This is a genomic window from Brevibacillus brevis (assembly GCF_900637055.1).
GTDB lineage: Bacteria > Bacillota > Bacilli > Brevibacillales > Brevibacillaceae > Brevibacillus > Brevibacillus brevis.
Window position 1 is genome coordinate 834852 of sequence record NZ_LR134338.1, and the last position, 25226, is coordinate 860077.

Below are 25226 nucleotides of genomic sequence, written 5' to 3' on the forward strand. Positions count from 1 at the left end.
CAGGATGCAGCTAGATATTTCACCATTTGTCGCATGTACACCTGAGGAGACCGTCTATCCGGGAGTGCGGCTTTATACCGTCAGCTACTACAGTCAAGACTTGCTGGTAAAAGCTGCATTGGCTGTACCAGAGGCATATTTTCAGGAGGGAGCATGTCTGCCGGCTCTCCTGTACTGCCGAGGAGGGATAAAAGGAGTGGGACGCGTCAGACCCGAGAGAATCAGTCAGATGGCTGCTTTTGGCTACGTGATCCTCGCTCCTCATTACCGTGGCAACGAAGGCGGAGAGGGCCGTGATGAATTCGGTGGGGCAGACAGGCATGATGTGTTTGCCGCATTTGAAATGCTCCGCAGCATGGAGAAGGTGGACAAGGGGCGAATCAGCGTCTACGGCTTTTCACGCGGTGGTGTCATGGCCTTGTTTGCCGCAATGGAGTGCAAGGGCGTGCTGTCTTGCGTCGTATGGAGTGGCGTCAGCGACATGTTTTTGACCTATGAGGAGCGAGTTGATCTGAGAAGGATGCTGCGCAGAATCATCGGTCATCCGCGTAAGCAGGAGGATGCCTACCGTGATCGGACGCCTTTGTATCGGATAGACGAGATTTCTTGCCCTGTGCTGATCATCCATGGAACCGAAGATGAAAATGTGGGAGTGGAGCATGCTCATAAATTGGCAGATGCGCTGACGCGGGCTGGCAAACCGTATGAAAAATGGCTGGCGCAAGGGGCCAGCCATCTGTTTGTCGGGGAAGATATAGAGATGTATACGCGCAAGATGTTCGCTTGGCTGGATGCGAAAGCCTAATCTTCTTTTGGGGTAAGCGGCAGTGAGATGATGATTTCCGTTCCTTTCCCCAGCTTGCTGTTCACGTGTAGCTCCCCACCGTGGTTTTCGACCATTCGCCGCGAAATTGGCAGCCCCAGTCCTGTCCCATCCTCTTTTAAGGAGAAGAACGGATCGAATATACGCACCAGATACTCCTGGGAAATACCTTCTCCCGTGTCTCTGACATGAATATGGAGAGCTTGATCATCCAGGCGGCTTTCAATGGAGAGAACGCCGCCGTCTTTCATGGCTTCAATGCTGTTTTTCATTAAATTTAACAGGATTTGCTTTAATTGCTCGACATCGACGTGAATGCGAATGCTCGGATCACAGCGGTCTACGATTTCAATCCCATGGAGCATGGCCTCGGCCTTCATCAAGGGAAGGATCGAATGAATGACACCAGCTAGCGCAACCTCGCGATAATCGGGCTTGGACGGTTTGGAGAGCATCAACAACTCCGTCACGATGCGGTTGACCCGTTCAATTTCCTGCAAGATTAAGGGCAAGTAATACAAATCGCGCTCTTGATTCGATAAACGCTGTTCCAATAGCTGAATAAAGCCGTAGATGACCGTTAGCGGATTGCGAATTTCATGAGCGGCTCCCGCTGCCAGCTGACCGACCATGGCCAGCTTCTCGGATTGATTCAAGTACTCTTGAATTTGTTCCTGCTCCGTAATGTCCAAGAAAGCGACCATCCACCCGGTTTCCTGATCGTGGTGATGATTGTGCAAAGGAATGTAGGAGACCAGGGCAATGAATGGTGTGTCATCTTTTTTGTACAAGGTCATTTTGCGATTGACGAACCAGGGAGTCGGCTCATTGCATGTGGGTGCTTCAAAGGAATCCTTGGACACGGGGTAGCCGTGATCGTCGAGCTTGACCAAATGCTGCGCCAACTGGTTTACATGAAGACCGACTGTCGAATGGGAGCGGGTAATAATCCCAACAGGCAGAGAGTTTAAGATTTGCTCCCGGATGTTTTTTTCTTCGGTCAAAATTTGCCGTTGCCTTTCATCTTGTGCGAATAGATTGGCGATGCTGCTCGACATTTTGTTGAACTCCTGCGCCAACTCAAGGAATTCATCTTGATGGGTATAAACGATTTGTTGGCCGAATGTTCCTTTCGACACTTCACGCGCTTGCTGCATCAGAGACTGGATCGGTCGCAACAGCTCATTGCGGAAGTAAAACGTACAGAATAGCCCAAACAAGATAGAGGCTACGGAAACGGAATACGTCAGGATTAACGAAACTTTGATGCTCTCATTCGAATTCTGAAACTCTTTATTCGTCTGATACTCCAGCTGATTGAGTGAAAAAGACAGATCTCGTTCCAACCGGTCGAGCAATGGCTGTACTTCATTGGTAAGGACATAGCTGACGGCTGGAACATTCCCTGCTTGCAGCAACGGATTGATTTTGTTCAAAAAAATAAAGTCCAGTTTTGATATCGATTCAATGATGGTAAACAAGCCACTGTTCGCCTCGGTTTTGGGAAGCGAGGAAAAGCGAGCTGTATCGATCAGATTTGTATAGTACTGATCCAGGTAAGATTCGTCCCGTGTCGATGTATACATGTTCAACGCATAGGTCTTGGTGTATATCTGGTTTTTGACTTCCAGTAAGGCACTCGTTTGCGGTAAGAGGTTTTGCGTCAAATACACTTCATCAGAGGTGACCTTGGTCATTTGATAGCTGAACAAGGTCGTTACGCAACCGATGAGAAGCATCATTACGAGATAGCTGAGCATGATTTTTTTCTGAAATCCGAGATTGCTGAAAAGGGGCATGCTGATTAACCTCCATACGAGCCACGGGAAGGAATGAGATTTTGCAGTTCCCGTTCTAAATCTTCACGTACATCATCTGGCACCATGTGTCCAAATTGACTGAGCTGGTTGACTCCTTCGGCAAGTCCGTACATGACTTTTCCATTGGGGAGATCCCCTTGAATAAACTGTTCCATGATGATGCGGTAGCACTGACGAACATCCTGCGTCATGGAGGCCAGCACATAGTCTGGTGCGATGTAGCGCTGATCGGCAATATATCCGATGGTGAATACTCCTGCGCGCTGCGCTTCTGTAATCACTTCGAGATTGAAGCTGTCGCCTGTGGTGTAGATGACATCCACACCTTGTGAAATCATGTCGCGAGTTGTGTGAATGGCCCCCTCAATATCATTGAAATCAGGAACCTTTCCCACAACGATAGAGGTTTTGGGCGATTCCTTTTTCACTCCTTCAATAAAACCTTCTACTTGAAGGAGCTCTGTGGGCTTGTCTACCATGATGTATCCGACTTTATCCGATTTCGTCATTTTAGCGGCTAGGATACCGACGAGCTTGCCAGCAGGCTTCATATCGTAACGAATCGTCGTCTGATTCGGATGCGGAGCCTCTCCGTTAAAGGAAACAAAGTGTGATTTCGGATAGCGAAGCGCCACGTCTGTAAAAGGATCAGAGAAGATGAGGCCATGACCAAGTATGAGATCATAGTCGTTGGCTGCATATTTCTCAGCCACCTTCGTGATCTGCTCCGGTTTTATATTATTAGCGATTTCGAGTGAAAAGTTAAATCTTTTTTGCAGTTCTGTCATACTCTCCAGTGCACTGCTGTTCCAGCCCTGATCATAAGTGGGGCCCTCCAGCAATAGGGCGACACGTACTTTGTCAGAAGAATGGCTGCTTTTATTTATGACTTTATCGAGATGCTTCATGCTTGTAACGAATTGACTGGTAATGAGCAGAAGCAGCCCGACTACCAAACCGGTAAATAAGACGGGAAATGGCAGCAGCTTTGGCATGCGGGATTCCTCCATAGAAAAAAAAGCATAATCCATTTGAAAATATAGATACACGTCATGCCTATTATATCGGTTCTCTGAAGGTTGTGCATGGAAAAAAGGGATACGGACAGGCTAATCATATGGAGAACATATCCCCCTGCCAAGAGGGAACAGAAGGGAGGCGTACACGCGATGGAAAACGATATAGTGGAAATCCCCCAGATTCATATTCCTGATGAGGTAACACAGGTCGACCGACCGGAGATTGGAGAGACCACTCCACACCCGAAACCAAACAGCCCTCTGGCGTCTAGCGGGACAGCCGAACCCGCCAGCGACAGCGATTCGAAAGAGAGCAGCGAGCGAATCGGATTTATTTCATAATGCCGATCGGATTTCGCGCTATTCGACAAAAGAAGTCATTTTCTCTCGTGGACAAGGCTTGCGATTTCTGCAAAAGTAGGAAGTAGAATAGCAAGCGAGATGCGAGGGGATAAGACTGCATGGCCCGATTGCTGATTGTAGATGACGCAGCCTTCACGAGAAGAGTGCTGACGGATATGTTAGGCGAACAACATGAAGTTTGTGGAGAAGCGAGCAATGGTTTGGAGGCGATTGAAAAGTACAAGGAGCTCAAGCCAGATATTGTCACCATGGATATTACCATGCCGCACATGCACGGGATTGAAGCCATGCGTCACATCTTGGACTTTGACCGTGATGCCAAAATTTTGATCTGCTCGGCAATCGGGCACCGGCAGAAGGTGCTGGAAGCGATGAAAACAGGAGCGAGTGATTTCGTCGTGAAGCCTTTTCAAAAAGAGCAGATTCTCGATGCAATCGCACGACTTTTGTAAACAGGAAAAAGCAAACAGCCGCCAAATCCCAGGTGGGAAGGCGGCTATTTTTTCTATAAGACAAGATTTACAAGCTGATTTCTGTCCCAATGCCGTTTGCTTTCGCACGTTCATAGACCGTTTTGGCAACGGCTGTGTCCAAATAGGCAACACCCACCGATTTGTACAGCGTGATTTCTTCATCGTTTTCTCGGCCGGGCTTTTTCCCAATCAGAATGTCTCCCAGCTCAGCGTGCATCTGATCAAAGCTCCATTCGCCGCGTTCAATCGGAATGAGCAGATCGCCTGCTTCGTGCCGGGCTCCCTCCAGCGTATCGACCACGACTTTGCTGTTTTGTACAGTAGTCAAGTCAACCTCCTGCATATGGGGAAGAAAAGCGCCGATGGCATTGATATGCGTGCCGGGACGCAAGCGTGTTCCATCAAACAATGGGCTGGTAGCCTTGGTGCTGCAAATTACGATTTCGGCGTTCGCAACCGCTTCATTGGCATCATCCATAACCGTGATTTCGCCTTGCCACTCCGGGTAGAGGGAGAGCAGTGTTTGTTTCATTTCGTCTGCTTTCTCACGCGTACGGTTATAGAGATAAATGTTTGTCAGCGGACGGACTTCCATGACGGCTTGAATCTGTCCGATCGATTGTGCCCCGCATCCTAATACAGCGCAGCTTTGCGCATTTTCTTTTGCCAAGTATTTGGTTGCAACGCCACTGCTTGCACCTGTGCGCATAATCGTCAACAGGCTCGCGTCCATCATCGCCACATGCTGTCCCGTTTTTGCTTCGGTCAATACGATCACGCTTTGGAGTGCTTTGATATCGTGCTTGTGATTCTCCGGGAAAATGCTGATGATTTTTACCGCTACGTAATCGTCCGTTTCCAAATAGGACGGCATGTATAGACTGGTTGCTCCGTATTTCGGATGGTCAATAGCAGTGCGAACAGGGGTGGTGACGTTTCCCAGCATATGCTCACGGAATACGTGCTCCACATCCTCCAAGCAATCTTTCATCGTGTAGATTTGTGCAATGTTTTCACGGCTTAATGCGAGCATCTCATTCTTCCTTTCCATCAGGATTCGTCCAAATCCAAATCCTTTGTTTCCTTCGTAGCAGAAACCGCAATGAGAGAAATAACCCCGGAAACTACGATGTACAAAGCAATTGGCATCCAGGAGTTAAAAGAGCTTAACAAGGCAGTAGCGATCAGCGGAGCAGTACCGCCCGCCAAAGCAGCACCGAGCTGGTAGCCAACCGTTACCCCAGTATAGCGTACATTCGTACTGAAAATCTCGGAGAACATCGTACCCAATACAGCTGTGACTGGAGCCCAGAGAATCCCGAGCCCGATGACAGTAGCGACGGTAAGCCACAGAGCAGATTTTAATGACAGCATATAAAAGTACGGGAATGCAAACAGCATCATGGCTACAGTTCCCGCGATATACAATGGCTTTCTGCCTACTTTATCTGACAGCATGCCCATGTACGGAATGGCGATGGTTGTCACTAATGTGGCGATCGTCACGGCATTGAGTACCGTTATTCGGTCGTAGCCCAAGTAGTTCGTCGCGTAGGCAATAATAAACGTCGAGAAAATATAGAACGGCGCCGTTTCTACCACTTTGGCTCCTACGGCAATCAGAACAGCTTTCCAGTGATAGCGAAATGTATCTACGATGGGAACTTTTGCAATGTTCCCCGTCTTTTTTGCTTCCTGAAAAGCTGGCGTTTCATCGATGCCATTGCGAATCCAGAGTCCTAAAAAGACAAGTGCTGCACTCAACAGAAACGGAATTCGCCAGCCCCAAGACATGAATTGCTCATCGGGAAGCGCACTCATCAAAGAAATGGCCAACGTACCGAGCAGCATGCCGATCGTTACACCCATTTGCGGGATACTTCCAAAAAAGCCGCGTCTGCCTTTGCCGGAGTACTCTACGGCGAGAAGCAATGCACCTCCCCATTCACCGCCGATCCCCAAGCCTTGAATCAAGCGCATCAGCACGAGAAGAATCGGAGCCCAGATGCCAATGGCATTGTAATCAGGCAGCAAACCGATCAAGACGGTAGCGCCTCCCATCAGCGACAACGTCAAGACCAGCGTCTTTTTACGACCGATTTTGTCCCCGATATGACTGAAGATCACGCCACCCAATGGCCGGATGAAAAAGGGAAGACCAAATGAGAGATAAGAGAGCAGTAAGCCTACAGTTGGGTCAGAAGAAGGAAAGAATAGCTTGTTGAAGACGAGCGATGCCATGGTTCCATACAGAAAAAAGTCAAACCACTCAATAGAGCTGCCAATCAGGCTCGCGACCAATGCTTTGTTTTGAACCTTTTTGGAAACGACCGCCTGTGTTTGTAATGCCATCGGGTAATCCTCCTTTGTCGGTAAATATTGAAGTGTCACTTCAATTTATGAATGAAGTAGCACTTCAATTTTCAGGGATAAAGCGATTACATATCTGATAATAATAAAGATTATAAAATGCAATATAATTTGTAGCAATAGTAAAAACTGATACTTATGCTAACTTTACAACTTTTTTCAGGAAAGAGTATGATAGACCTATCCTTTTTACGGCGAGGTATGCAAATGGAACCTACCATTGGTGTATTAATCAAATCGCTTCGTGTCGGCAAAAAGAAGACACTTAAACAAATCGCGGAAAAAACACAGCTGTCGATCAGCTTTTTGTCCCAAGTAGAGCGTGGGAAGTCTTCAATTACGTTGGAGTCATTGAAAAAAATTTCGGAAGCCTTGGGAGTAAGCCCGGGCTATTTCTTTTCGGGTGAGTCGAGTGGAGGGAATGGGCAGGTACGCAGGGCAAGGAAAGAGCGATCCCAGCTTCAGCGTACGCCTTTTGTGTATGAGGACCTGTCCGGTCATTTGGCGAATCCGTCGCTGGTACCGATTCTCGTTACGCTTTCACCGCATGGAGAAAAAGGCACGCCTTTTGTGCACAAGGGTCAAGAATTTGTTTACGTCCTCGAGGGTGTGCTGACTCTTTTGCTGGGGGAAGAGGAGCATGATTTGTTCCCAGGAGACAGCATTCACATGGATTCATCCGTCCCGCACAACTGGGTGAACCGTACAGGCGAGGTCACCAGATTCCTTTGTGTCAATTCGCATGACAGCGACATGATTCCGACCGCTTCTTATTAATTGAGACAGAGCGTTTAGCGAAGTCATGTTTTCTACTATATAATAAAGGAACGCGTAGAAAAGAGCGGTAAAGAGGTGAAAGTGTGCCCGTAGAGCCTAACTATTTTCAACAGTATCAGCATGCTGATATCGATGAATTAGCTGATGTCATTGGAGAACTTTTGCAAAATCCGATCACGGTTGAAGATGCCGATCACAAACTGATTGCTTACAGCTCACACGGAGAAAGCACAGATGAGGCGCGCTGGTCTACCATCATGGGGCGACGGGTACCGGAAAAAGTGCTGACGCGCCTCTGGAAGGACGGCGTATTCCAGGAGCTGTTAACACAGGACGACCCTGTACACATCCCGGCCAAGGACGAAATCGGCTTGGGGAAGCGTGTGGCGATTGCCATTCGCAGAGGGAGCGACGTGCTCGGTTACATTTGGGCACAAGAGGTGAATCGACCGATTACCCAGGAAGATGATGAAATTCTTCGTCAGGCAGCACGCGTAGCCGTCTCGCGTCTCATCCAGCGGCAGGGAAAACGCAAGGCGGAGGAGCAGCGACGCAAGGAATTTCTGTGGGAGCTGTTGCTGGGGAATCACAGCAGTGAGGCTACCATTCGCCAAAAAGCGGACACCTTGCAGATGCAGCTTCCGACCTCTTATTTAATCTGTATTATTGAAGCGGCAGGAGCGCGTCTGGATCAGTACTTGTATCCGTTATTAATGCGTGACAAGCTGCACTGGGTTGTCGACGGTTCGCAAATTGTCTTATTGATTGGTCTGTCCGATGCGAAAAAGGACAAGAGTGACGTACTCATTCGCAAGGTGGAACAGTTCCTCTCCGACTCGCTCGGCAAGCTCGAAGCACATGTCACGGAAGGACGCCAGGTGAGTGCCGGGTACGGGAGAGATTACAAGTCTTATACGGATATTGTGAAAAGCTACAGGGAAGCGCTGCATGCGCTCAAGATCAAGAAGCTGTTCCCGCAGGAAAATGAGGGGATTCACGGGTACCACGAGCTTGGGATTTATCGCTATTTACTACAACTGAAGCAGTGGGAAGAGGAGCAGGGCTATCAGAATGAACGGCTGGAAAAGCTCAGACAGTACGATCGCGACAACCAGACTACGCTCTTGACGACATTGGAGACTTTTTTGGATGCCGCTGGCAAGGTCAACAAGACAGCAGAACGCCTGCATATCCACATCAATACGCTGAGCTACCGACTGAGACGAATTGAGGAGATCATGCGTGTCGACCTCGACAATATGAATCAGCGGGCTGCCTTATATTTAGAGTTGAAAATAGCCAAATTAGATGGGGAACAGTAGTTTGTTTGTGAATTTTCACAAATGAAAAGACGCTAAAATTAAAGGAATCTCCAAGGAGTATGCCCGAAGATACGCTGTACAATAATAGTAACCGCAAAGAAATTGGCGTTTCCAAGGAGGACATACTTATCATGATCGTTGGAATTCCAAAAGAAATTAAAAATAATGAGAACCGCGTTGCCATTACCCCAGCAGGTGTAGCTGCTTTGGTACAAAACGGACATTCGGTTCGTGTAGAAACAAGTGCAGGGCAAGGCAGTGGTTTTACGAATGAAGATTACAAGGCAGTAGGCGCTGAGATCGTAGAAACAGCAGCAGAGGCATGGGCATCTGACATGGTAATGAAAGTAAAAGAACCACTCCCTGCTGAATACGGATATTTCCGCGAGGGTCTGATTCTGTTCACTTATTTGCATCTCGCACCAGAGCCTGAATTGACTCGTGAATTGATCGATAAAAAAGTGATTGCAATCGCTTACGAAACCATCCAGCTCGACAATGGAGCTCTGCCTCTGCTGATGCCGATGTCTGAAGTAGCAGGCCGCATGTCCGTTCAAATCGGCGCACAATTCTTGGAAAAGCAATACGGTGGAAAAGGCGTTCTACTCGGTGGCGTACCAGGCGTACCAAAAGGCGAGGTAGTCGTAATCGGCGGCGGGATCGTAGGAACAAACGCAGCGAAAATGGCGCTTGGACTGGGTGCAAATGTAGCGATTATCGATGTAAACGCAGACCGTCTGCGCCAACTGGATGACTTGTTCCAAGGCCGCGTTCAAACGCTGATGTCCAATTCCTTCAACATCGCAAACGCTGTGAAAAAAGCAGATTTGCTGGTAGGCGCTGTACTCATTCCAGGTGCTCGTGCTCCACGTCTGGTAACAGAAGACATGGTAAAAGAGATGTCACCTGGTTCTGTGATCGTAGACGTAGCGATTGACCAAGGCGGATCGATTGAAACCGTTGACCGCATCACGACGCATGACAAGCCAACCTATGAGAAGCACGGTGTGATTCACTACGCTGTAGCCAACATGCCTGGTGCAGTCGCTCGTACATCTACATTGGCCCTGACCAACGTAACCGTTCCTTACGCGGTACAATTGGCGAACAAAGGCTACGCACAAGCGATTCGTGACAACAAAGCATTGGCAAAAGGCGTAAACGTCATCGACGGCAAAGTAGCTTACAAGGCTGTAGCTGATGCTCATAACTTGCCGTATGCTTCTATCGAAGGAGTTTTGCTGGTGAAAAACTAGGTTGATCTTATAAGCATAGAGAAGAAACTGCTTGCCCGAGCTTGAGGCAAGCAGTTTTTTCATTTTATTCGGGCTTAAGCGGGTCAGGGTATTTGAGTGCATCCATCTTCATTTTTCCGGAATCACTCAAGTACATATTTACTTGGATTTGGATAAGCGAATCCGGTGTGAGCTTATTGCGCTTGCGCATTTCGTATTTTCGCCATGCCTGGTAGTCTTTTTTAAACAGACTTTCCTCCAAGCTATACAGATCAGCTCCTGCTTTGACTCCTTTTAGAAACGTCCCGCGAATTTGCTCGGCTACCTGCTCTTCGGAGTTTTTTCGAATGAAAGCAGGCGTAACCGTACTCATCAGTTCACGAATAAATCCCTTGAGATGGACATTTACCTGAAAACGAGGATGCTCTTCTGTGGTAATCGGAACGATATCCAATTGAACGTGCTCGATGCGCATCGTCGCTTTGGGGGTTTTGTTCTGTCTGATAATGAGTCCAGCAAATCTCGTGTCTGGATTCATCCACCGAAGCCCCATTAAATCCCTACTTGGGAAGTAACCCTTCCAATGCCCCCGATGGATGGCGTGGACTCCATCAATGGAGAGACGAGAAATAAATTGGTTATGTTCTTTCCAGGAACGCTGGTTAAGCGTGAGATTTGGCAATAATAAGGTGTTCGACGGCTCCCAAAAAATCGAGATAAATCGATAAAATTGCAGCGGCTCAATAAAAGAACGCTGCTGGTAAACATCCCATGGCTGATGCAGGAGAGAGGTCAACGGTGAAAACCCGACTAAAGAGTGGGTACTTAACACTTTGTCAATCGGCTCCCGTGTCGCAAACACCCATTTTGTATAACGAATCAGACCGTATCGGTTCATAATATCGTGGGTGGTGATAACGCCCTTTTCCAAGAGGCGTTCATGAAAGATGAGTGACGATACAAAGCCGAGAAATATAGGTATCTGTGAATTTTTTTGCAGGTTGTCGAATGCAGACTGAAGTGTTTCCCCTTTTCCGATCGAAATGGTCGCAGGTGGCGACTGAATCGTAGTGGATGACTCCTGCTTTGCGACCGTAGACAGATCAGTGGACTGTGCGTATAAAACATACTGATTGTTGACGAAATCAATGCCTATCGCAGATAAATAGCGAAGGTCCTGAATCGATTTCTGGTCCCAGCAGCCGCCAAGAAGAGTTGATGCCAACAGCAGCAAAGCAATAGAAATGCGCATACCCTTCATTTGTTATCGCCACCCTTAGCCAATCTCGTCCGAAGAAAACTGGTCATAGACTTGAACATGACAATGAACAGTGTGGACACAGAGTTGGAAGAACCCATTAAAATATATGATCTGCCAAATGAGGTCAGGGTGGACAAATAGTACACAATGGCAATCATTGCGAGGACAAAGCCGTACATGCCGATGGTCGCAGAAAGGAAAAAAACGGCAAAACGAGCCACGGTAACGGCTCCGCTTAATGCCTGATTGACCAGTGTGAAGGAGGCGACGACGGTAAGGGAGCCGATAAACAGCATCGAGGGCGATGTCAGCCCAGCACGAATGGAAGCATCGCCGATAATCAGTGCGCCGACCAGTGCCAGTGTTTGCCCGACGTTTTTGGGCAGACGGGCACCTGCCTCGCGAAGAAACTCAAAAATAAACAGGATGATAAATAGCTCCATCGGCGCGGAAAACGGCAGCCCTTTTCTGCCTTGTGTAACGGTAGCGAGTAATTGAAAAGGAAATTGCTCTACATTATAGGCGGTCAGCGCAATCCAGAAGCCAGGCAGAAAGATCGCGATCCAAAATCCCCCCAGGCGCAGCATGCGTTCCAGCCATACATAGGTAACAGGATATTGATCGTCTTCAGGAGATTTGATCAGTTCCAGCAAGGTTACAGGTGCCACGATGCCCAAGGGCGAACCGTCTACCAACACGATGACCTTGCCTTGCAGCAGCATGTAAATCGCAAAATCAGGACGTCCCGTATAATCAACCAATGGAAACAGCGAACGAGTGTTGTCGCTCAGCATTTTTTCCAGAATGGCGCTGTTCACAATTTTTTTTGATGCACATTTGTGTAGCCTCTCGCGCATCATCTCTACCAGATCTACAGATACCCCGTCTGTTATATACAGCATTCCGACTCTTGTTCGCGAGCGCGTTCCGAGAATAAAAGGCTCATAGGCCAGGGTAATCGTTCGCATACGCTTGCGAATGAGAGCTACGTTCGTGGAAAGATCCTCGACGAAGCCGTCCCGGGGACCTTTGATCGAAATCTCTGTATTGGCTTCTTCCGTGCTGCGTTCTGGCCGATTGGCGATGTCCCAGGCAAACGGAGGAGTGTCACCAATGAAAATCAGCAAATCTCCAGCAAAAAGTCGCTCAATCCACAGCTCTGGATTCGTGAAGAGAGGGGTGAGGGGCAGGGAGCGCAAATCACCCTCAGCCAGGAAACGCTCAAGCTGTGGCAATGCCGTATCTTGTAAGTGACGAACGTCTGCAAGTCCTTCGCAATAAAGCATCAACACAGGCTGGTCTTCAGATGTGACCGTACGCATAAAAACGACGTCCGCACAATGCGCGAATTTTGCTCGCAGTTCCTCTTCAAGGGTCATGGCCAATTCCCTCCTGTTTGGATGGTTTGCGCAGGGAAATCAGGATGAGTGCGAGTGAGACAATGATCATAATGACGAAGTAAAGCGGATAGTATACGTGCGTCAGGAAGGAAACGAACTGCATGTCACTATACGGGAGGCTGGTAAAGGCGATCATGCTCCCCCCGAGAAACAGGATCGTGTATTTGCGTTGTTTTCTGGTACGGATCGTGAGTAATTCTCCCAGGAGCAGCAAGCAGATGGTAATTCGAATAAAAGCGCCAGAGAGCCACTGGAAAATCGAGAAGAACTCCATATTTTCGATGTCTTTTCCGATGGTAAGGAGCCGCCATTGTTCAAATGCAGGAAAACGTTGACGCGCAGACTCGACAGGTCCGAATTCTGCAATCGCCCCCGTCAACGGACTGAGTGTCAACAGAAGCGTAATGCCGAGCATAACGAAATAGTGTACGAGGCGGAGTGGCTTGCGTACGTGATGCTGTAGCAATAGCAGCAGAAACAGCTCGGTAATACCGCCGCCAACGTAGAGCATCCCAAGCAGCAGAGGACGAATACCGTTCTGGAAAAGCGGCAGTAAAAGACTATAATCCTTTTTGGGAATATTGCCAAAAGCGACGAAAAATCCGAGCAGCACGACGATAGGCAGAAGGATTCCTGCTGTGATTCCTATAGAAGTCATTCCCCCGATAGCTGCGAGCACACATAATCCCATCAAGGCGAATGCGGTCACCCACTCGGGTGTTCGAGGCAGGTAGTTGACCGTAGTCCATGTCTGGGTATCGATTAGATTGGTTAACGCCATCAGGTACAGGCAGATCATGATCGGAGCGAGCAAGAGATGGCTGACAATATTTCCTGTTCGCTGCTGAAGCCATTCAGACAATGCTTGTTGCTTTATTCTTCGATTGATCACAAACAAAAGATACACCCACAAGGAAAAAGGAATACCTGCAAGCAACACGCTTAACCAAGCATCTCTGCCTGCTTTGCTCAATAAGAGGGGGATGACGGTTACGTGGTTCGTAATGCCGATCGTCAGCATCATCACCATAATGGCTTGACCAATCCCGATTTTTCCGTCCACTTTCATGAAAGACTTGTCCCCCTGTGCGTGGTGGTGCTGTTAGGATTTGCCTGCTTGCTTGGAAATATGTATCAGGTATAAAGGTTACATCCTCCCGAGAAAGTATGGTATTCTACTATGAGGTAAAAAGGTAGAAACGGAGTAAGGAGTGCAGCCGATGTATCAGCTCATAAGAAAATATCTGTTCCAGCAAGATGCGGAAGAGATTCATGAAAAGACAATTGGTGCCTTAAGGCTGGTGGAGGATTCTGCTCCAGGCAAAAGCATCCTGAAGATGATCTATCAGGTAAAAGACCAGCGGTTGGAGAATAAGCTGTGGGGAATGACGTTTCCGAATCCAGTCGGACTTGCAGCCGGTTTTGATAAAAATGCAGAAGTCTATCATGCATTGGGTGCCCTTGGTTTTGGGTTTGTGGAAATTGGGACGTTGACGCCGCAGGGACAGCCAGGCAATCCGAAGCCGCGTTTGTTCCGATTGCCGGAACATCAGGCTGTCATTAACCGGATGGGCTTCAACAATCACGGTGCGTATCTGGCTTCCCAGCATTTGGTCGATTACGCATACTCAGATGTTCCGATTGGGATTAACATTGGGAAAAACAAAGTAACGCCGAATGAAGAAGCGGCCATCGACTATAGCAAATGTATGGACATGCTCTATGCATACGGTCACTATTTCGTCATTAACATCAGTTCTCCGAATACCCCGAATCTGCGTGACTTGCAGGAAACAGAGAGCTTGCGTCATTTGGTGCGTGCAGTAAGGGAAAAGGCAACTGAAATGGAAGCGCGTTCCATCAAGAAAAAACCGATTCTGCTGAAGGTAGCGCCAGACATGTCGGATGAGCACATGCGCGATGTTGTTCACGCTGCTGTAGAAGAAGGAATTGCCGGAATTATCGCTACCAATACGACACTGTCACGCGAGGCGGTTTCCGGACATCGATTTGCCGAGGAAGCAGGAGGCTTGAGCGGAAGACCTCTTACGGAGCGTTCCACTGCTTGGGTGAAGGAGATTTATCAAGAAGTAGGAGACAAGGTGCCAATTATTGGTGTTGGCGGCATTTATAGCGGTGAAGACGCCTACGCGAAAATCCGAGCAGGAGCCAGTCTCGTTCAGGTGTATACGGGGATGATTTATCAGGGCCCAGGTATCGCCAAGCAAATCAACAAAAAACTGCTCAAGCTCATGCAACGCGATGGTTTTAAACATATTAGTGAAGTGATTGGCGTAGACGCAAAAGAATAGATAGAACAAGTACGCATAGATCGATGGCTCCGTTTGTAGTGGGGCATCGGTTTATGCGTTTTTGCTTATATTCTTCCGATTTATGTAGTGATTCGGTATAATGATGTGGGACAAACATGAATTGTCTGTCAATTGCATATTGTCGGCGTTAGGTGCCTTTATGTGACGCATAAAGGGTAACAGGGAATCGGGTGAAAGTCCCGAGCGGTCCCGCCACTGTAACCAGGGAGCTCTCTTTGATAAGGATACCACTCATTTTCGTATGGGGAAGGACAAAGAGCGCATGGATCTGGAAGCCAGGAGACCTACCTAGTAGCCACACCCACAAAACCTTCGCGGAAAGGAGCGGTGAATACGAGGCAATGAGGCTGTATAATCAGTCTGTTGTTTTGTGTGCACATCTCGTCCATTGATGGATGGGATTTTTTTGTTTGTTAGGAAAAGAACGAACGAAAGCCAGTTAAGGAGGAATGAACATGAATCGATCTCGTCTCGTAACTACTTGTCTGATGATCGCGGGCTTTGTCCTGTATTTTCTGCTCAATGAACCAAAGACAGGACACGCGATGCACATCATGGAAGGGTATTTGCCATTATCCTGGGCCTTGTTTTGGTGGGCTGTCTTCTTGCCATTTTTTATTCTTGGGATTCGTTCGATTAACAAGATTGTAAAAGAACATCCCGAAATGAAGCTCCTTATTGGTGTTGCAGGAGCGTTTGCCTTTGTTTTATCTGCACTGAAAATCCCTTCGGTTACAGGCAGCAGCTCTCACCCGACTGGAACGGGCCTTGGCGCCATTATGTTTGGACCTTTTGCGATGTCTGTGTTAGGGAGCATGGTGCTCTTGTTTCAAGCCTTACTTTTAGCACATGGAGGTTTGACTACGCTAGGGGCAAATGCTGTATCCATGGCAGTAGTAGGACCACTTGTGGCATACGGAATCTATCAGATGATCATGAAAGTGGGCGGAAGCCAGCGTCTGGCTGTTTTTGCAGCGGCTGCCTTGGCTGATCTCGCTACCTATGTGGTGACTTCGATTCAACTGGCACTCGCATTTCCAGCTGAATCTGGTGGAGTGTTGGCCTCGTTTGCCAAATTCGCAGGAATTTTTGCATTCACGCAAGTACCGCTCGCAATCAGTGAAGGTTTGTTGACCGTTCTTGTTTGGAACTGGTTGTTATCTTACAACGCAAAAGAGCTTACACAGCTTCGTTTGCTCAAACGGGAGGAATCGCTGTGAAAAAAGGATGGAACTGGCTTTTACTCTTGGGGGTAATCGTACTGGCGATTGTCCCGCTGTTGCTGGTGCAGGATTCGGAATTTGGCGGCGCAGACGGCGTGGCAGAGGAAGCGATCAAGGAGATCGCTCCGAGCTACGAACCGTGGTTCCAGCCGCTGATAGAACCGCCAGGGGGAGAGACGGAGAGCTTGTTGTTTGCGGTGCAGGCGGCGTTGGGAGCGGGAGTGATCGGCTACGCCGTGGGCTTGTACAAAGGTCGGTTGGATAAGCGGAAAAAATGAACGGGCTGCAGCTTGATTCTCTCTCTTATCAAAACAGGCTGAAATGTCTGCCGCCAGCTCATAAGCTATTGCTGGCGAGTGCATTGTTACTGCTCGTCTTGGTGGGACATGTATGGATGCAGATGGCCGTTGTTGTCTGGATGACGGTATGGGTAGTGGTGTATGCCCGGATTCCTGTCCGTATCTATTGTGCCTTTATGATGGTGTCGCTCTCGTTTTTTGCGGCGGGGCTCCCTGCCCTAATGGTAGAAGGGGCGAGAGCAGGTGAAGTGCAGGTCCAGGTCGCAACAGCATGGGAAGTGGGATCGTATGTGCTCTATGTGCCGATGTCCTCCTTCAGTAAAGTTTGGATCTTATTTTGGCGTACCATGGCAAGCTTATCCTGCTTTGCCTTCCTTTTGTTTACCGTGCCGTTTGCCGAAATCCTGCAGGTGCTTCGCCGACTTCGTATGCCTGTCCTTGTGACTGACTTATTAATGATCATGTATCGGTTTATTTTTGTGTTAGTAACGATTTCTCACCAGCTCTGGATTGCCCAACGTTCGCGCGGAGGTCATCGCGGCTTCCGCGCGACGCTTCGGGATGCGGGGATTCTCGTTGCGCAATTGTTTGTCAGAGCAATGCGCAAATACGAAGCCCTGCACAAAGGAATGGCGGCTAGAGGCTTCGGGGAGAGCATGCAGGTGCTCTCGTTTCATACCCATGCTCGCTCGCGCCGTTATGAGTGGGAGTCAATCGCAGGCTGTATGCTGCTGGTGCTGCTTGAGTGGTGGACAGGAGGTTGGCGGTTATGACATCAAGGTTGTTGGAGTTTATTGATTTGCAGTACACGTATCCGGGGGGGCGGGGACCCGTTCTGTCTGGGCTGTCCTTATGGATTCCAGAAGGGAAAAAATGTGTCCTTTTGGGACGAAATGGCTGTGGGAAGTCGACCTTGTTCTTGCATGGAAACGGGATCATCGAGCCACAGCAGGGACAGGTGCTGTGGAAGGGGAAACCGCTTGTCTACAAACGCGCCGCACTGCAAGAAATGACACAAAAGGTAGGCTTGGTCTTTCAAGATCCCGAGCATCAGCTGATCGCAAGCACGGTCGCGGAAGATATCTCCTACGGTTTATGCAATCAGAAGCTGCCTGCGGACGTAATCCGGGCAAAGGTAGAAAAGGCGCTGGATGCATTCGGGTTGAGAGAGCTGGCAGAAGCTCCGATACATCATTTGAGCCTGGGACAAAAACGGCGTCTGGCACTCGCGGGGGTTATGGTCATGGAGCTTGAGCTTTTGCTGTTGGACGAACCTACTGCATATCTGGATCGGTATCAGACAAAAAATTTGCTGCGTGAGCTCGATGCCATTCACCAGCAAGGAACGACTGTTTTGATGGCAACACACGATATGGATATTGCGTTTGAATGGGCGGAGTGGATTTGCATCATGGATGAAGGCAGGCTTGTTTTCGCGGGAGATCCGCAGGAGGCATTGGAAAACAGAGTGATGCTCGAGAGTCTTCATCTGGGCATGCCGTTGCTTGTCGATGTGTGGGAGGCACTGCCTGAGCAGTGGAAGCGGGAACTGGGCGGAACTATTCCGCGTTCGGTCGACGAACTGCGCAAAAGGCTCAGTGTTCAGCAGGTATGGTGAATGGGGTGGCCGCTTTCGGGTAAGCTAACCCCAAAAAGCCATGGAGGTACGCGTATGCAACATGACTCTGTCTCGAGTTCATCTGTCCCGAATCATCAGGAAAAAGGAATCTCTCGTGATGTAAAGGATGAACTGATGTATCAAATATTGGAGAAAGAGATGACCACCGCCGAACAGGAAAAGAAGATAAAGGATGATTACCTAAAAGGAAAGGCGTAAATTTGCGCCAAAGAGCCCTTCTCGCCACATAAAAGGCGTGAAGGGCTTTTTTCATGGAATGATTCTCGCTGAAAAGTTAAGAAGATTTGCGCGGATTTTGTAGGGATATGTCCATTCATCACGAATAACGTAAAGAAGGCACTTACTTACAATGGGAGAAGTGATGAGGTTGTGATTTCAACTTTGAATAAGACGCTATGCGTTCAGCAACTCGTAGAAAAATTAAGAGACAAGCAGCTCCTTCATATACCGATCGCTGATCTTCGAGAATCCAATAAAGCGTTGTATGAATACGTCAATCAGCTCAATGATTCAATTGCGATCATTCCGACTACGATAAATTCTGTCATTACAGGCGTCATCCGCTTCCAGGAAGGGTATTTTATTACCTTGGGCATGCTCATCTGGAAAGACGCCAACAAAAAAGGGGCGTTCAAAGAAGGGACGTTTCTTTTCTACAAGCATGACGCTCATGATTCCATTGAGGATTGCGTCCATATTACCAACTCCATCGAAAATCACAATCTGATGGAAAGCTTGTTCTTTGCGTGCTGCGAGAGCAAGGATGGCGATTCCGTGCTTTCCTATTCGCATATCGAGCATGCCATTACATACGGAGAGCTGTATCGTGACATGAAGACCAAAATCAAAAAAGGGTTTGTGTAATCGCTGCAAAACGAGAGGGGAAAAGCTTTACTTTCCAGATTTTGAGTGATATACTGCTTGAAATTTTAAAAATTTCCAATGGAAGAGGAGTTTACCTATTCATGATGACCAAGAAGTAACGTCTTGCCATTCACCAGTTGGCCCGACCCCCTCCAAGTAAATGGTTTTGTTTACCCACAAATAAAAACCACTTACAACAAAATGGAGGAATATCACGATGAGTAAACCTGAAATGAATGTAGCCTTAGTAATCGGTCCGGATACGGATCTGGATAGCCACGCAATCCGAAATACACTCGAGTATTTTGGAGCTCGAGTCTTTACGTACTGGATTGGTCGACCAAGCGATTTGATCGATGTATTGAATGGCAGCGACCTATACCCAAATACCGACATGATTATTCTGAATTTCCATGGCGATGAGGGAAGCCTCATTATGCCAGAGCTGGGTGAGGACGTTTACGAGGAAGGAGAACCAAAGGGTGATTTTGGTCCTGACGAGGTTAGACGTTTTGCCAAGCTGGATGGAAAAATCGTGGTAGGTAACGGATGCTCGCTTGGTTATCCCGAATTAGCGAAGGCCTTTCTCGACAGAGGTTGCCATACGTATATCGGGCCAGATGATTACCCGGACGGAAATTCTGCGCTGATGTTCGCACTGCGCTTTTTCTACGAGGTAATTCAAAACAAGAAAAGCGTGGAAGAAGCTTTTCGAATCGCAAAAGCAACTGATGAAGAAACCGAGATGTATCAGCTTTATGTAAAAGAGTAAATGCAACGCAAAGGGAGCCTTGTACTAGGCTCTTTTTGCGTTTTTATGCACGAGAAGTCGTAGGCGTACGATTCGTCTTTGTCGAGAATTGTCATAGTGGTTTTCGCCATGGAAGTAAAAAAATAGTAGGCGGGGAAGGAGAAATGCTTGCTGAGGTTGGGAAAGAGGGAGAGGAAGGATACACGATCGTCTACATGTACGAGGGAGAAGGGACGATTGGGGCAAATGCTTGCGTCCTTTTTGCTTAATAGGTCATCGTACAGGCAAAACATCTGCGAAACGCATACAGTAGTGTTGTCTAAGGAAAGGGGGAGGCATAATGAGTATCTTTAATGGCTTTGATGACTTTGCTCTGATCCTGGTCTTGTTCGTTTTGCTTGTCATTGTTGGATGTTCTTGGGATTAGGAAATATGTGTAGCAAAAGAGTAATGCAAAGGGACATACAATCCCTTTGCATTATTCATTTATGAAACGAGGTGAGAGTAAAAGGTGGCTAGACAAATGAATGGCTTTAGCCCTGAATTTGCAGATTGGCTCAAGTCGAATAAGGTCTCGATCAGAAAGCTGCATAAAAATCCCGATTCCCTTGGGCGGTATTATCAAGAGTGGACCAAGACGAGCCGTCGGGCGAGAAGAGAGTCTCGTTCGCCAAGGGTTTCTAATCTAAACCTTGATATAGATACCCTTTTAAATGGTGTACGCATAGCAAACGAGGTATTCAGAACTTTCCAAGGATCGAATGGGATTGGAAATATGTTTAGAAGGTTCATATAGGAATTACGAAGCTTGTCGGGAGTTATTCCAGCAATCCCAGCTCTTCGTAAACCTTGCTGGACACGACACCGTTTGGCCTTAATTTTCGATCGCGCTGAAATTTCTTAAGAGCAGCAGTTGTAGAGGAACGAAACTTGCCATCACAGACCCCGTGAAAATAACCAGCGCTCTTCAATCGAGACTGGATGAGCTGTACATCTCCACCAACGTCGCCTTCCGCTAAATTCCTAGGATCATGGCCTGGGTCCCCCAATAAATGCCCATAGATCGTTACTTTTGTTCCGAGTGGAGTTATCTTGAATAATTCGATTACGTCATTGTTTCTCATACGAATACAACCGTGGCTCAAATGCTGGCCGATTGAATGAGGCTTGTTTGTGCCGTGGATGCCATAAATTCCCCATGGGACGTTTAACCCCAGCCATCTCGGACCGAATGAGGGTCCCCAATCTTTTCCTTTTGCTACGACTTTATATTCGCCAACAGGTGTAGGTGTTGAAGGATTACCAACTGCAACCGCATAGGTTTTCAATACTTTCCCATGCTTCCGGATGATCAGTTGATGTTTTCTCGGATAGACCTCAATTGTATAAATACCTTGATCGCTTATGATTGGTAACGAAGGGTTGGCGTAAGCGATTTTCTGGCCGATAGCGGCTGAAATACTTACGGTCAGAAGGATAATCGCAGCACCTTTTATGACAAAGCGAGTTATCTTTTGAATCAACATGATCAATGCGCATCCCATCATCTGTTTTTGACAATCCGCTTTTAATTTGTGATTGGGAATCGTCTTTTATTCGAACGCATATGAAAGCCCTCCTCATCAGAGAAGGGCTTTTTCCTGCAACTTATAGGTCGTAATACAGTTCATACTCTTTCGGATTCACCGTCCGCTCAACTTGCTCAATCTCACCGCGTTTTTGTGCAATCCAGCCTTCAATTACTTCTTTTGTGAAAACATCCCCTTCGAGCAAGAAGTCATGGTCTTGTTCAAGTGCGACAAGTGCTTCTGCGAGAGAGCCGGGAGCGCTCTTGATTTCGTGTTTTTCCGCATCGGACAAGTCATAGATGTTTTTATCCAATGGCCCAAAGCCCAGTGCACGCGGGTCGAGCTTGCGCTTGATGCCATCGAGGCCGGCCATTAGCATGGCAGCAAAAGCCAAGTACGGGTTAGCAGTAGAGTCCGGGGTGCGGAACTCAATGCGGGAAGCTTTTGGCGTAACGGCAGCAATCGGAATCCGAACGGCAGCAGAGCGATTTCCTTTGGAGAAGACCAGATTCACTGGTGCTTCGTATCCCGGAACCAGACGCTTGAACGAGTTGGTGCTTGGGTTCGTCAAGGCAATGAGTGCAGGGGCGTGGTGTAAAATACCGCCAATGTAGTGCAGCGCCGTCTCACTGAGGTTTGCGTAACCGCCTTGCTCATAGAACAACGGGGTATCGCCGTTAAACAAGCTTTGGTGAACATGCATCCCTGAACCGTTATCACCAACGATTGGTTTTGGCATGAAGGTAGCTGTTTTGCCGTGCTTCGCAGCTACGTTGCGCACGATGTATTTGAACAGCAATAGATTGTCTGCTGTACGAGTCAGTGTATCGAAGCGGAAATTAATCTCACCTTGACCGGCTGTTGCCACCTCATGGTGATGGCGCTCTACATGCATACCGCATTTCGTCATCAACGTGCACATTTCATTGCGGATATCCATTTGGGAGTCGGTTGGTTGAACAGGGAAGTATCCGCCCTTGTTGCGTACTTTGTAGCCGAGGTTTTGTCCTTCTTTACCTGTGTTCCAGAAAGCTTCTTCTGAATCGATGTGGAAGAAGGAGCCAGATGGACCAGAGGCATAGCGTACGTTGTCAAAAAGGAAGAACTCGGATTCTGGACCAAAGTAAGCGGCGGTAGCGAGGCCGGTTTGTTGCAGATAGGCTTCAGCCTTGAGTGCAATACCGCGTGGATCGCGTGTGTAGACGGTGTTGTCTGGATTGACGATGTTGCAGATGATATTCATGGTTTTGGCTTCTACAAATGGATCGATGAAGGCGGTTGCCGGATCGGGCATCGCTACCATGTCGCTTTCCTCGATGGACTTATAGCCGGTAAGACTAGAGCCGTCAAATGCGACGCCATTTCGGAATGTTCCTTCATCTACCGCGTAGGCAGGAACGGTGACATGGTGTTGGCGGCCGAGGAGGTCAACGATGCGAAAATCTACATATTCCACTTTTTCTGCGTCAATTGTGGACAAGACTGTTTTCATATCCAATATGATTCACTCCATTCACGAATTAAAGTTATGAATTCATTATCAACGTTCGGGTTTTCCTTGATTTCTATATTCCGAATTATATCGACAATTCTCATTGTTCGTCAAGAGGTTTTCTGACGTTTATTGTTAGATTTTCTAACATCATATTCTGGGGTTTAGAAAATGGTTACTTTCTAATAAAATGTAGACAAACCAAGACTTATAAACGCGGAGGCGATATAGATGAAGGTTCTCGTACTGGGAGCGGGGGGCATTGGCGGTTATTTTGGTGGCAGGCTGGTTGAATCGGGGATAGATGTAACATTTCTTGTGCGCGAACGTAGATACAAACAGCTGCAAGAGCGAGGCTTGCGCATTCAGAGCATTCATGGGGATTTGCTTCTGGAGCAGCCGCAACTGATCCAAGCGGGTGAGGAAGCAGGTCCATTTGATGTTGTGCTATTGTCCAACAAAGCTTACACGCTGGAAGATAGCGTCGATGCCATTGCTCCTTACGTAGGCGAGGACACAGTCGTCATTCCGCTGTTGAACGGAATCGCGCATATGGAGCTGCTGTGGGGTCGTTTTGGCCGGGAGCGCGTGCTCGGAGGTCTTTGTTTCATTGAGACGACGCTGAATGCTGACGGAGATGTCGTGCAGACAAGTCCTATTCATGATGCGGTTTTCGGTGAGTGGGAAGGCGGCAAAAGCGAGCGTGTAGAGCGAATCGAGCAAGCCTTTTCCAAGATCAACGGAACGATGCGTGCAAGTGCAAATATTCAACGGGAAGCTTGGCACAAATACTTGTTTATTGCGACGTTTTCCGGTATTACCACACTGATGAATTCCGCGGTTGGACCAATCCGGGATTCGGCTTGGGGCGTAGAGCTGACACGTCAGCTCGCTGAGGAAATTGCTTCTGTCATGAACGCTTTGGAGGCACCAATCAAGCCGGATATCGTCGACAAGCAGATGGAGACTTTCCAAAATCAGCGTCCTCAAACGAAATCGTCGATGCTGCGTGATATGGAAAAAGGTCTTCCGGTGGAAGCGGATCATCTTCAAGGCTATCTCTTGGAGAGAGCAAAACAAAAAGGCTTGTCCACACCGCTTTTAAAAGTTGTCTACAATAATCTGAAGGTTTATGAACAGAAGCGTGCAGGAGACAAATAAGGTATAATACTGGGTGAAATCTCTTTCACTCACGCATTATTAAAAGTAGGAGGGGTAAAGATGGAAGTCATCAAGATTTCACCCCGTGGATATTGTTACGGTGTAGTAGATGCCATGGTCTTGGCACTGCGAACAGCGCAAAACTTTGACTTGCCCCGCCCGATTCATATCTTGGGCATGATCGTACACAATGCTCACGTCGTCGAGGCGTTTGAAAAACAAGGGATAAAAACATTGGATGGGGAGGATCGACTCGCTCTCTTGGATCAGATTCATGAGGGAACGGTAATCTTCACTGCCCATGGCGTATCTCCTGAGGTACGCAAGAAAGCACGCGATAAAGGCCTGACCGTCGTCGACGCGACTTGCCCGGATGTAACGAAGACACATGATTTGATCCGTGAAAAAGTAGCAGATGGCTATCATGTGCTCTACATCGGGAAAAAAGGACATCCAGAGCCAGAGGGGGCTATGGGGATCGCGCCGGATCACGTGCATCTTGTTCAAAAGCTGGAAGAGCTGGACGCGCTCGATCTACCAACAAACAAGCTGATCGTCACGAATCAGACGACAATGAGCCAATGGGACGTCAAACATCTGATGGACGCCATTCTTCAGCGTTTTCCTGGCGTGGAAGTTCATAATGAAATTTGTCTCGCTACGCAGGTTCGTCAGGAAGCTGTAGCGGAGCAAGTAGGAGAAGCAGATTTGTGCATCGTCGTAGGCGATCCGCGCAGCAACAACTCCAATCGTTTGGCACAGGTCTCGGAAGAAATCGCGAATGTCCCGTCTTATCGAATCGCTGATTTGTCTGAGCTGGATATTGAATGGCTGCGTGGAAAGAAAAATGTTGCGGTTACTTCTGGCGCTTCGACGCCGACTCCATTGACGAAGGAAGTCATCACCTTCTTGGAGCAGTTCGATGAGTTCAACCCGGCTACATGGGAAAAGAAGCGGACGGTCAACATGGCGAAAATATTGCCAACGGTAAAATAAATCATGTAGGCATGCTCTGTGTTATGTTTTCTTACAC

At 48.0% G+C, this 25226-nt stretch carries 26 protein-coding genes and 1 riboswitch; of the genes, 17 read left to right on the forward strand and 9 right to left on the reverse strand.

What is annotated here, in order from left to right; all coding sequences use genetic code 11:
• Positions 1-4: 4 nt before the first annotated feature.
• Positions 5-805 (forward strand): alpha/beta hydrolase family protein, encoded by an 801-nt coding sequence (locus EL268_RS04345; RefSeq protein WP_106656206.1) that lies wholly within the window; start codon positions 5-7, stop codon positions 803-805.
• Here the strand turns inward: EL268_RS04345 and EL268_RS04350 are convergent.
• Positions 802-2622 (reverse strand): sensor histidine kinase, encoded by a 1821-nt coding sequence (locus tag EL268_RS04350; protein WP_106656207.1) that lies wholly within the window; start codon positions 2620-2622, stop codon positions 802-804. The genes EL268_RS04345 and EL268_RS04350 overlap by 4 nt on opposite strands.
• Before the next feature lie 5 nt (positions 2623-2627).
• Positions 2628-3638 (reverse strand): BMP family ABC transporter substrate-binding protein, encoded by a 1011-nt coding sequence (locus EL268_RS04355; protein WP_106656208.1) that lies wholly within the window; start codon positions 3636-3638, stop codon positions 2628-2630.
• 174 nt (positions 3639-3812) lie between these two features.
• Here EL268_RS04355 and EL268_RS04360 point away from each other — a divergent pair, with 174 nt between their 5' ends.
• Positions 3813-4004: a hypothetical protein gene (locus tag EL268_RS04360; RefSeq protein ID WP_106656302.1), complete on the forward strand. Its 192-nt coding sequence runs from the start codon at positions 3813-3815 to the stop codon at positions 4002-4004.
• Positions 4005-4123: 119 nt separating this feature from the next.
• Positions 4124-4477, forward strand: a complete 354-nt coding sequence (locus tag EL268_RS04365; RefSeq protein ID WP_106656209.1) for a response regulator — start codon at positions 4124-4126, stop codon at positions 4475-4477.
• Between the two features lie 67 nt (positions 4478-4544).
• Here the strand turns inward: EL268_RS04365 and EL268_RS04370 are convergent, their stop codons facing one another.
• Together EL268_RS04370 and EL268_RS04375 are read right to left on the reverse strand one after the other, a co-directional pair.
• A complete protein-coding gene (locus EL268_RS04370; RefSeq protein ID WP_106656210.1) occupies positions 4545-5531 on the reverse strand; it encodes an ornithine cyclodeaminase family protein in 987 nt (328 codons plus the stop codon).
• Between the two features lie 17 nt (positions 5532-5548).
• Positions 5549-6850, reverse strand: coding sequence for an MFS transporter (locus EL268_RS04375; protein ID WP_106656211.1), 1302 nt, complete (start codon positions 6848-6850; stop codon positions 5549-5551).
• A 225-nt stretch (positions 6851-7075) separates the two neighbouring features.
• On the opposite strand from EL268_RS04375, the gene EL268_RS04380 reads away from it, so the two are divergent.
• From EL268_RS04380 to ald, 3 genes are all read left to right on the forward strand, one after another.
• The gene (locus tag EL268_RS04380; RefSeq protein WP_106656212.1) at positions 7076-7645 is read left to right on the forward strand and encodes a helix-turn-helix domain-containing protein; all 570 of its coding nucleotides are present in this window, start codon (positions 7076-7078) and stop codon (positions 7643-7645) included.
• 83 nt (positions 7646-7728) lie between these two features.
• The gene (locus EL268_RS04385) at positions 7729-8967 is read left to right on the forward strand and encodes a PucR family transcriptional regulator (RefSeq protein WP_106656213.1); all 1239 of its coding nucleotides are present in this window, start codon (positions 7729-7731) and stop codon (positions 8965-8967) included.
• 131 nt (positions 8968-9098) lie between these two features.
• Positions 9099-10223 (forward strand): alanine dehydrogenase, encoded by a 1125-nt coding sequence (gene ald, locus EL268_RS04390; RefSeq protein ID WP_106656214.1) that lies wholly within the window; start codon positions 9099-9101, stop codon positions 10221-10223.
• Between the two features lie 64 nt (positions 10224-10287).
• Here ald and EL268_RS04395 read toward each other — a convergent pair whose 3' ends face one another.
• Genes EL268_RS04395 through EL268_RS04405 form a run of 3 tightly spaced genes read right to left on the reverse strand, consistent with a single transcriptional unit; the run spans position 10288 to position 13932 of the window.
• On the reverse strand, positions 10288-11463 hold the full coding sequence (locus EL268_RS04395) for a Ger(x)C family spore germination protein (protein ID WP_106656215.1): 1176 nt from the start codon (positions 11461-11463) through the stop codon (positions 10288-10290).
• Entirely contained in the window at positions 11460-12842 is a 1383-nt protein-coding gene (locus EL268_RS04400) for a spore germination protein (RefSeq protein ID WP_106656216.1), read from the reverse strand. Before EL268_RS04400 ends, EL268_RS04395 begins: the two co-directional genes overlap by 4 nt.
• On the reverse strand, positions 12832-13932 hold the full coding sequence (locus EL268_RS04405) for a GerAB/ArcD/ProY family transporter (protein WP_106656217.1): 1101 nt from the start codon (positions 13930-13932) through the stop codon (positions 12832-12834). The genes EL268_RS04400 and EL268_RS04405 overlap by 11 nt, the downstream gene beginning before the upstream one ends.
• Before the next feature lie 151 nt (positions 13933-14083).
• Here EL268_RS04405 and EL268_RS04410 point away from each other — a divergent pair, with 151 nt between their 5' ends.
• The 9 genes from EL268_RS04410 to EL268_RS04450 all read left to right on the forward strand — a co-directional run bounded on the left by EL268_RS04410 (position 14084) and on the right by EL268_RS04450 (position 20399).
• Positions 14084-15175 carry a quinone-dependent dihydroorotate dehydrogenase gene (locus tag EL268_RS04410; RefSeq protein ID WP_106656218.1) on the forward strand — a complete coding sequence of 364 codons (1092 nt, stop codon included), beginning with the start codon at positions 14084-14086 and terminating at the stop codon, positions 15173-15175.
• Between the two features lie 133 nt (positions 15176-15308).
• A riboswitch (cobalamin riboswitch) is annotated at positions 15309-15502 on the forward strand.
• 149 nt (positions 15503-15651) lie between these two features.
• The gene (locus EL268_RS04415) at positions 15652-16416 is read left to right on the forward strand and encodes an energy-coupling factor ABC transporter permease (protein ID WP_106656219.1); all 765 of its coding nucleotides are present in this window, start codon (positions 15652-15654) and stop codon (positions 16414-16416) included.
• Positions 16413-16697, forward strand: coding sequence for an energy-coupling factor ABC transporter substrate-binding protein (locus EL268_RS04420; protein ID WP_106656220.1), 285 nt, complete (start codon positions 16413-16415; stop codon positions 16695-16697). Before EL268_RS04415 ends, EL268_RS04420 begins: the two co-directional genes overlap by 4 nt.
• A complete protein-coding gene (gene cbiQ / locus EL268_RS04425; protein WP_106656221.1) occupies positions 16694-17491 on the forward strand; it encodes a cobalt ECF transporter T component CbiQ in 798 nt (265 codons plus the stop codon). Before EL268_RS04420 ends, cbiQ begins: the two co-directional genes overlap by 4 nt.
• A complete protein-coding gene (locus EL268_RS04430; RefSeq protein WP_106656222.1) occupies positions 17488-18336 on the forward strand; it encodes an energy-coupling factor ABC transporter ATP-binding protein in 849 nt (282 codons plus the stop codon). Before cbiQ ends, EL268_RS04430 begins: the two co-directional genes overlap by 4 nt.
• 54 nt (positions 18337-18390) lie before the next feature.
• Positions 18391-18555 (forward strand): hypothetical protein, encoded by a 165-nt coding sequence (locus EL268_RS32645; protein ID WP_164724431.1) that lies wholly within the window; start codon positions 18391-18393, stop codon positions 18553-18555.
• Positions 18556-18726: 171 nt separating this feature from the next.
• Positions 18727-19221, forward strand: coding sequence for a hypothetical protein (locus EL268_RS04435; protein ID WP_106656223.1), 495 nt, complete (start codon positions 18727-18729; stop codon positions 19219-19221).
• A 217-nt stretch (positions 19222-19438) separates the two neighbouring features.
• Positions 19439-19993 carry a delta-aminolevulinic acid dehydratase gene (locus EL268_RS04440; protein WP_106656224.1) on the forward strand — a complete coding sequence of 185 codons (555 nt, stop codon included), beginning with the start codon at positions 19439-19441 and terminating at the stop codon, positions 19991-19993.
• 319 nt (positions 19994-20312) lie between these two features.
• Positions 20313-20399 carry a YjcZ family sporulation protein gene (locus EL268_RS04450; protein ID WP_106656226.1) on the forward strand — a complete coding sequence of 29 codons (87 nt, stop codon included), beginning with the start codon at positions 20313-20315 and terminating at the stop codon, positions 20397-20399.
• 391 nt (positions 20400-20790) lie between these two features.
• Here the strand turns inward: EL268_RS04450 and EL268_RS04460 are convergent, their stop codons facing one another.
• Entirely contained in the window at positions 20791-21498 is a 708-nt protein-coding gene (locus EL268_RS04460) for a L,D-transpeptidase family protein (RefSeq protein WP_106656228.1), read from the reverse strand.
• A gap of 121 nt (positions 21499-21619) precedes the next feature.
• A complete protein-coding gene (gene glnA / locus EL268_RS04465; protein ID WP_106656229.1) occupies positions 21620-23038 on the reverse strand; it encodes a type I glutamate--ammonia ligase in 1419 nt (472 codons plus the stop codon).
• A gap of 225 nt (positions 23039-23263) precedes the next feature.
• On the opposite strand from glnA, the gene EL268_RS04470 reads away from it, so the two are divergent.
• Positions 23264-24193, forward strand: coding sequence for a ketopantoate reductase family protein (locus EL268_RS04470; protein ID WP_106656230.1), 930 nt, complete (start codon positions 23264-23266; stop codon positions 24191-24193).
• Positions 24194-24253: 60 nt separating this feature from the next.
• Entirely contained in the window at positions 24254-25189 is a 936-nt protein-coding gene (locus EL268_RS04475; RefSeq protein WP_106656231.1) for a 4-hydroxy-3-methylbut-2-enyl diphosphate reductase, read from the forward strand.
• Positions 25190-25226 lie beyond the last annotated feature (37 nt).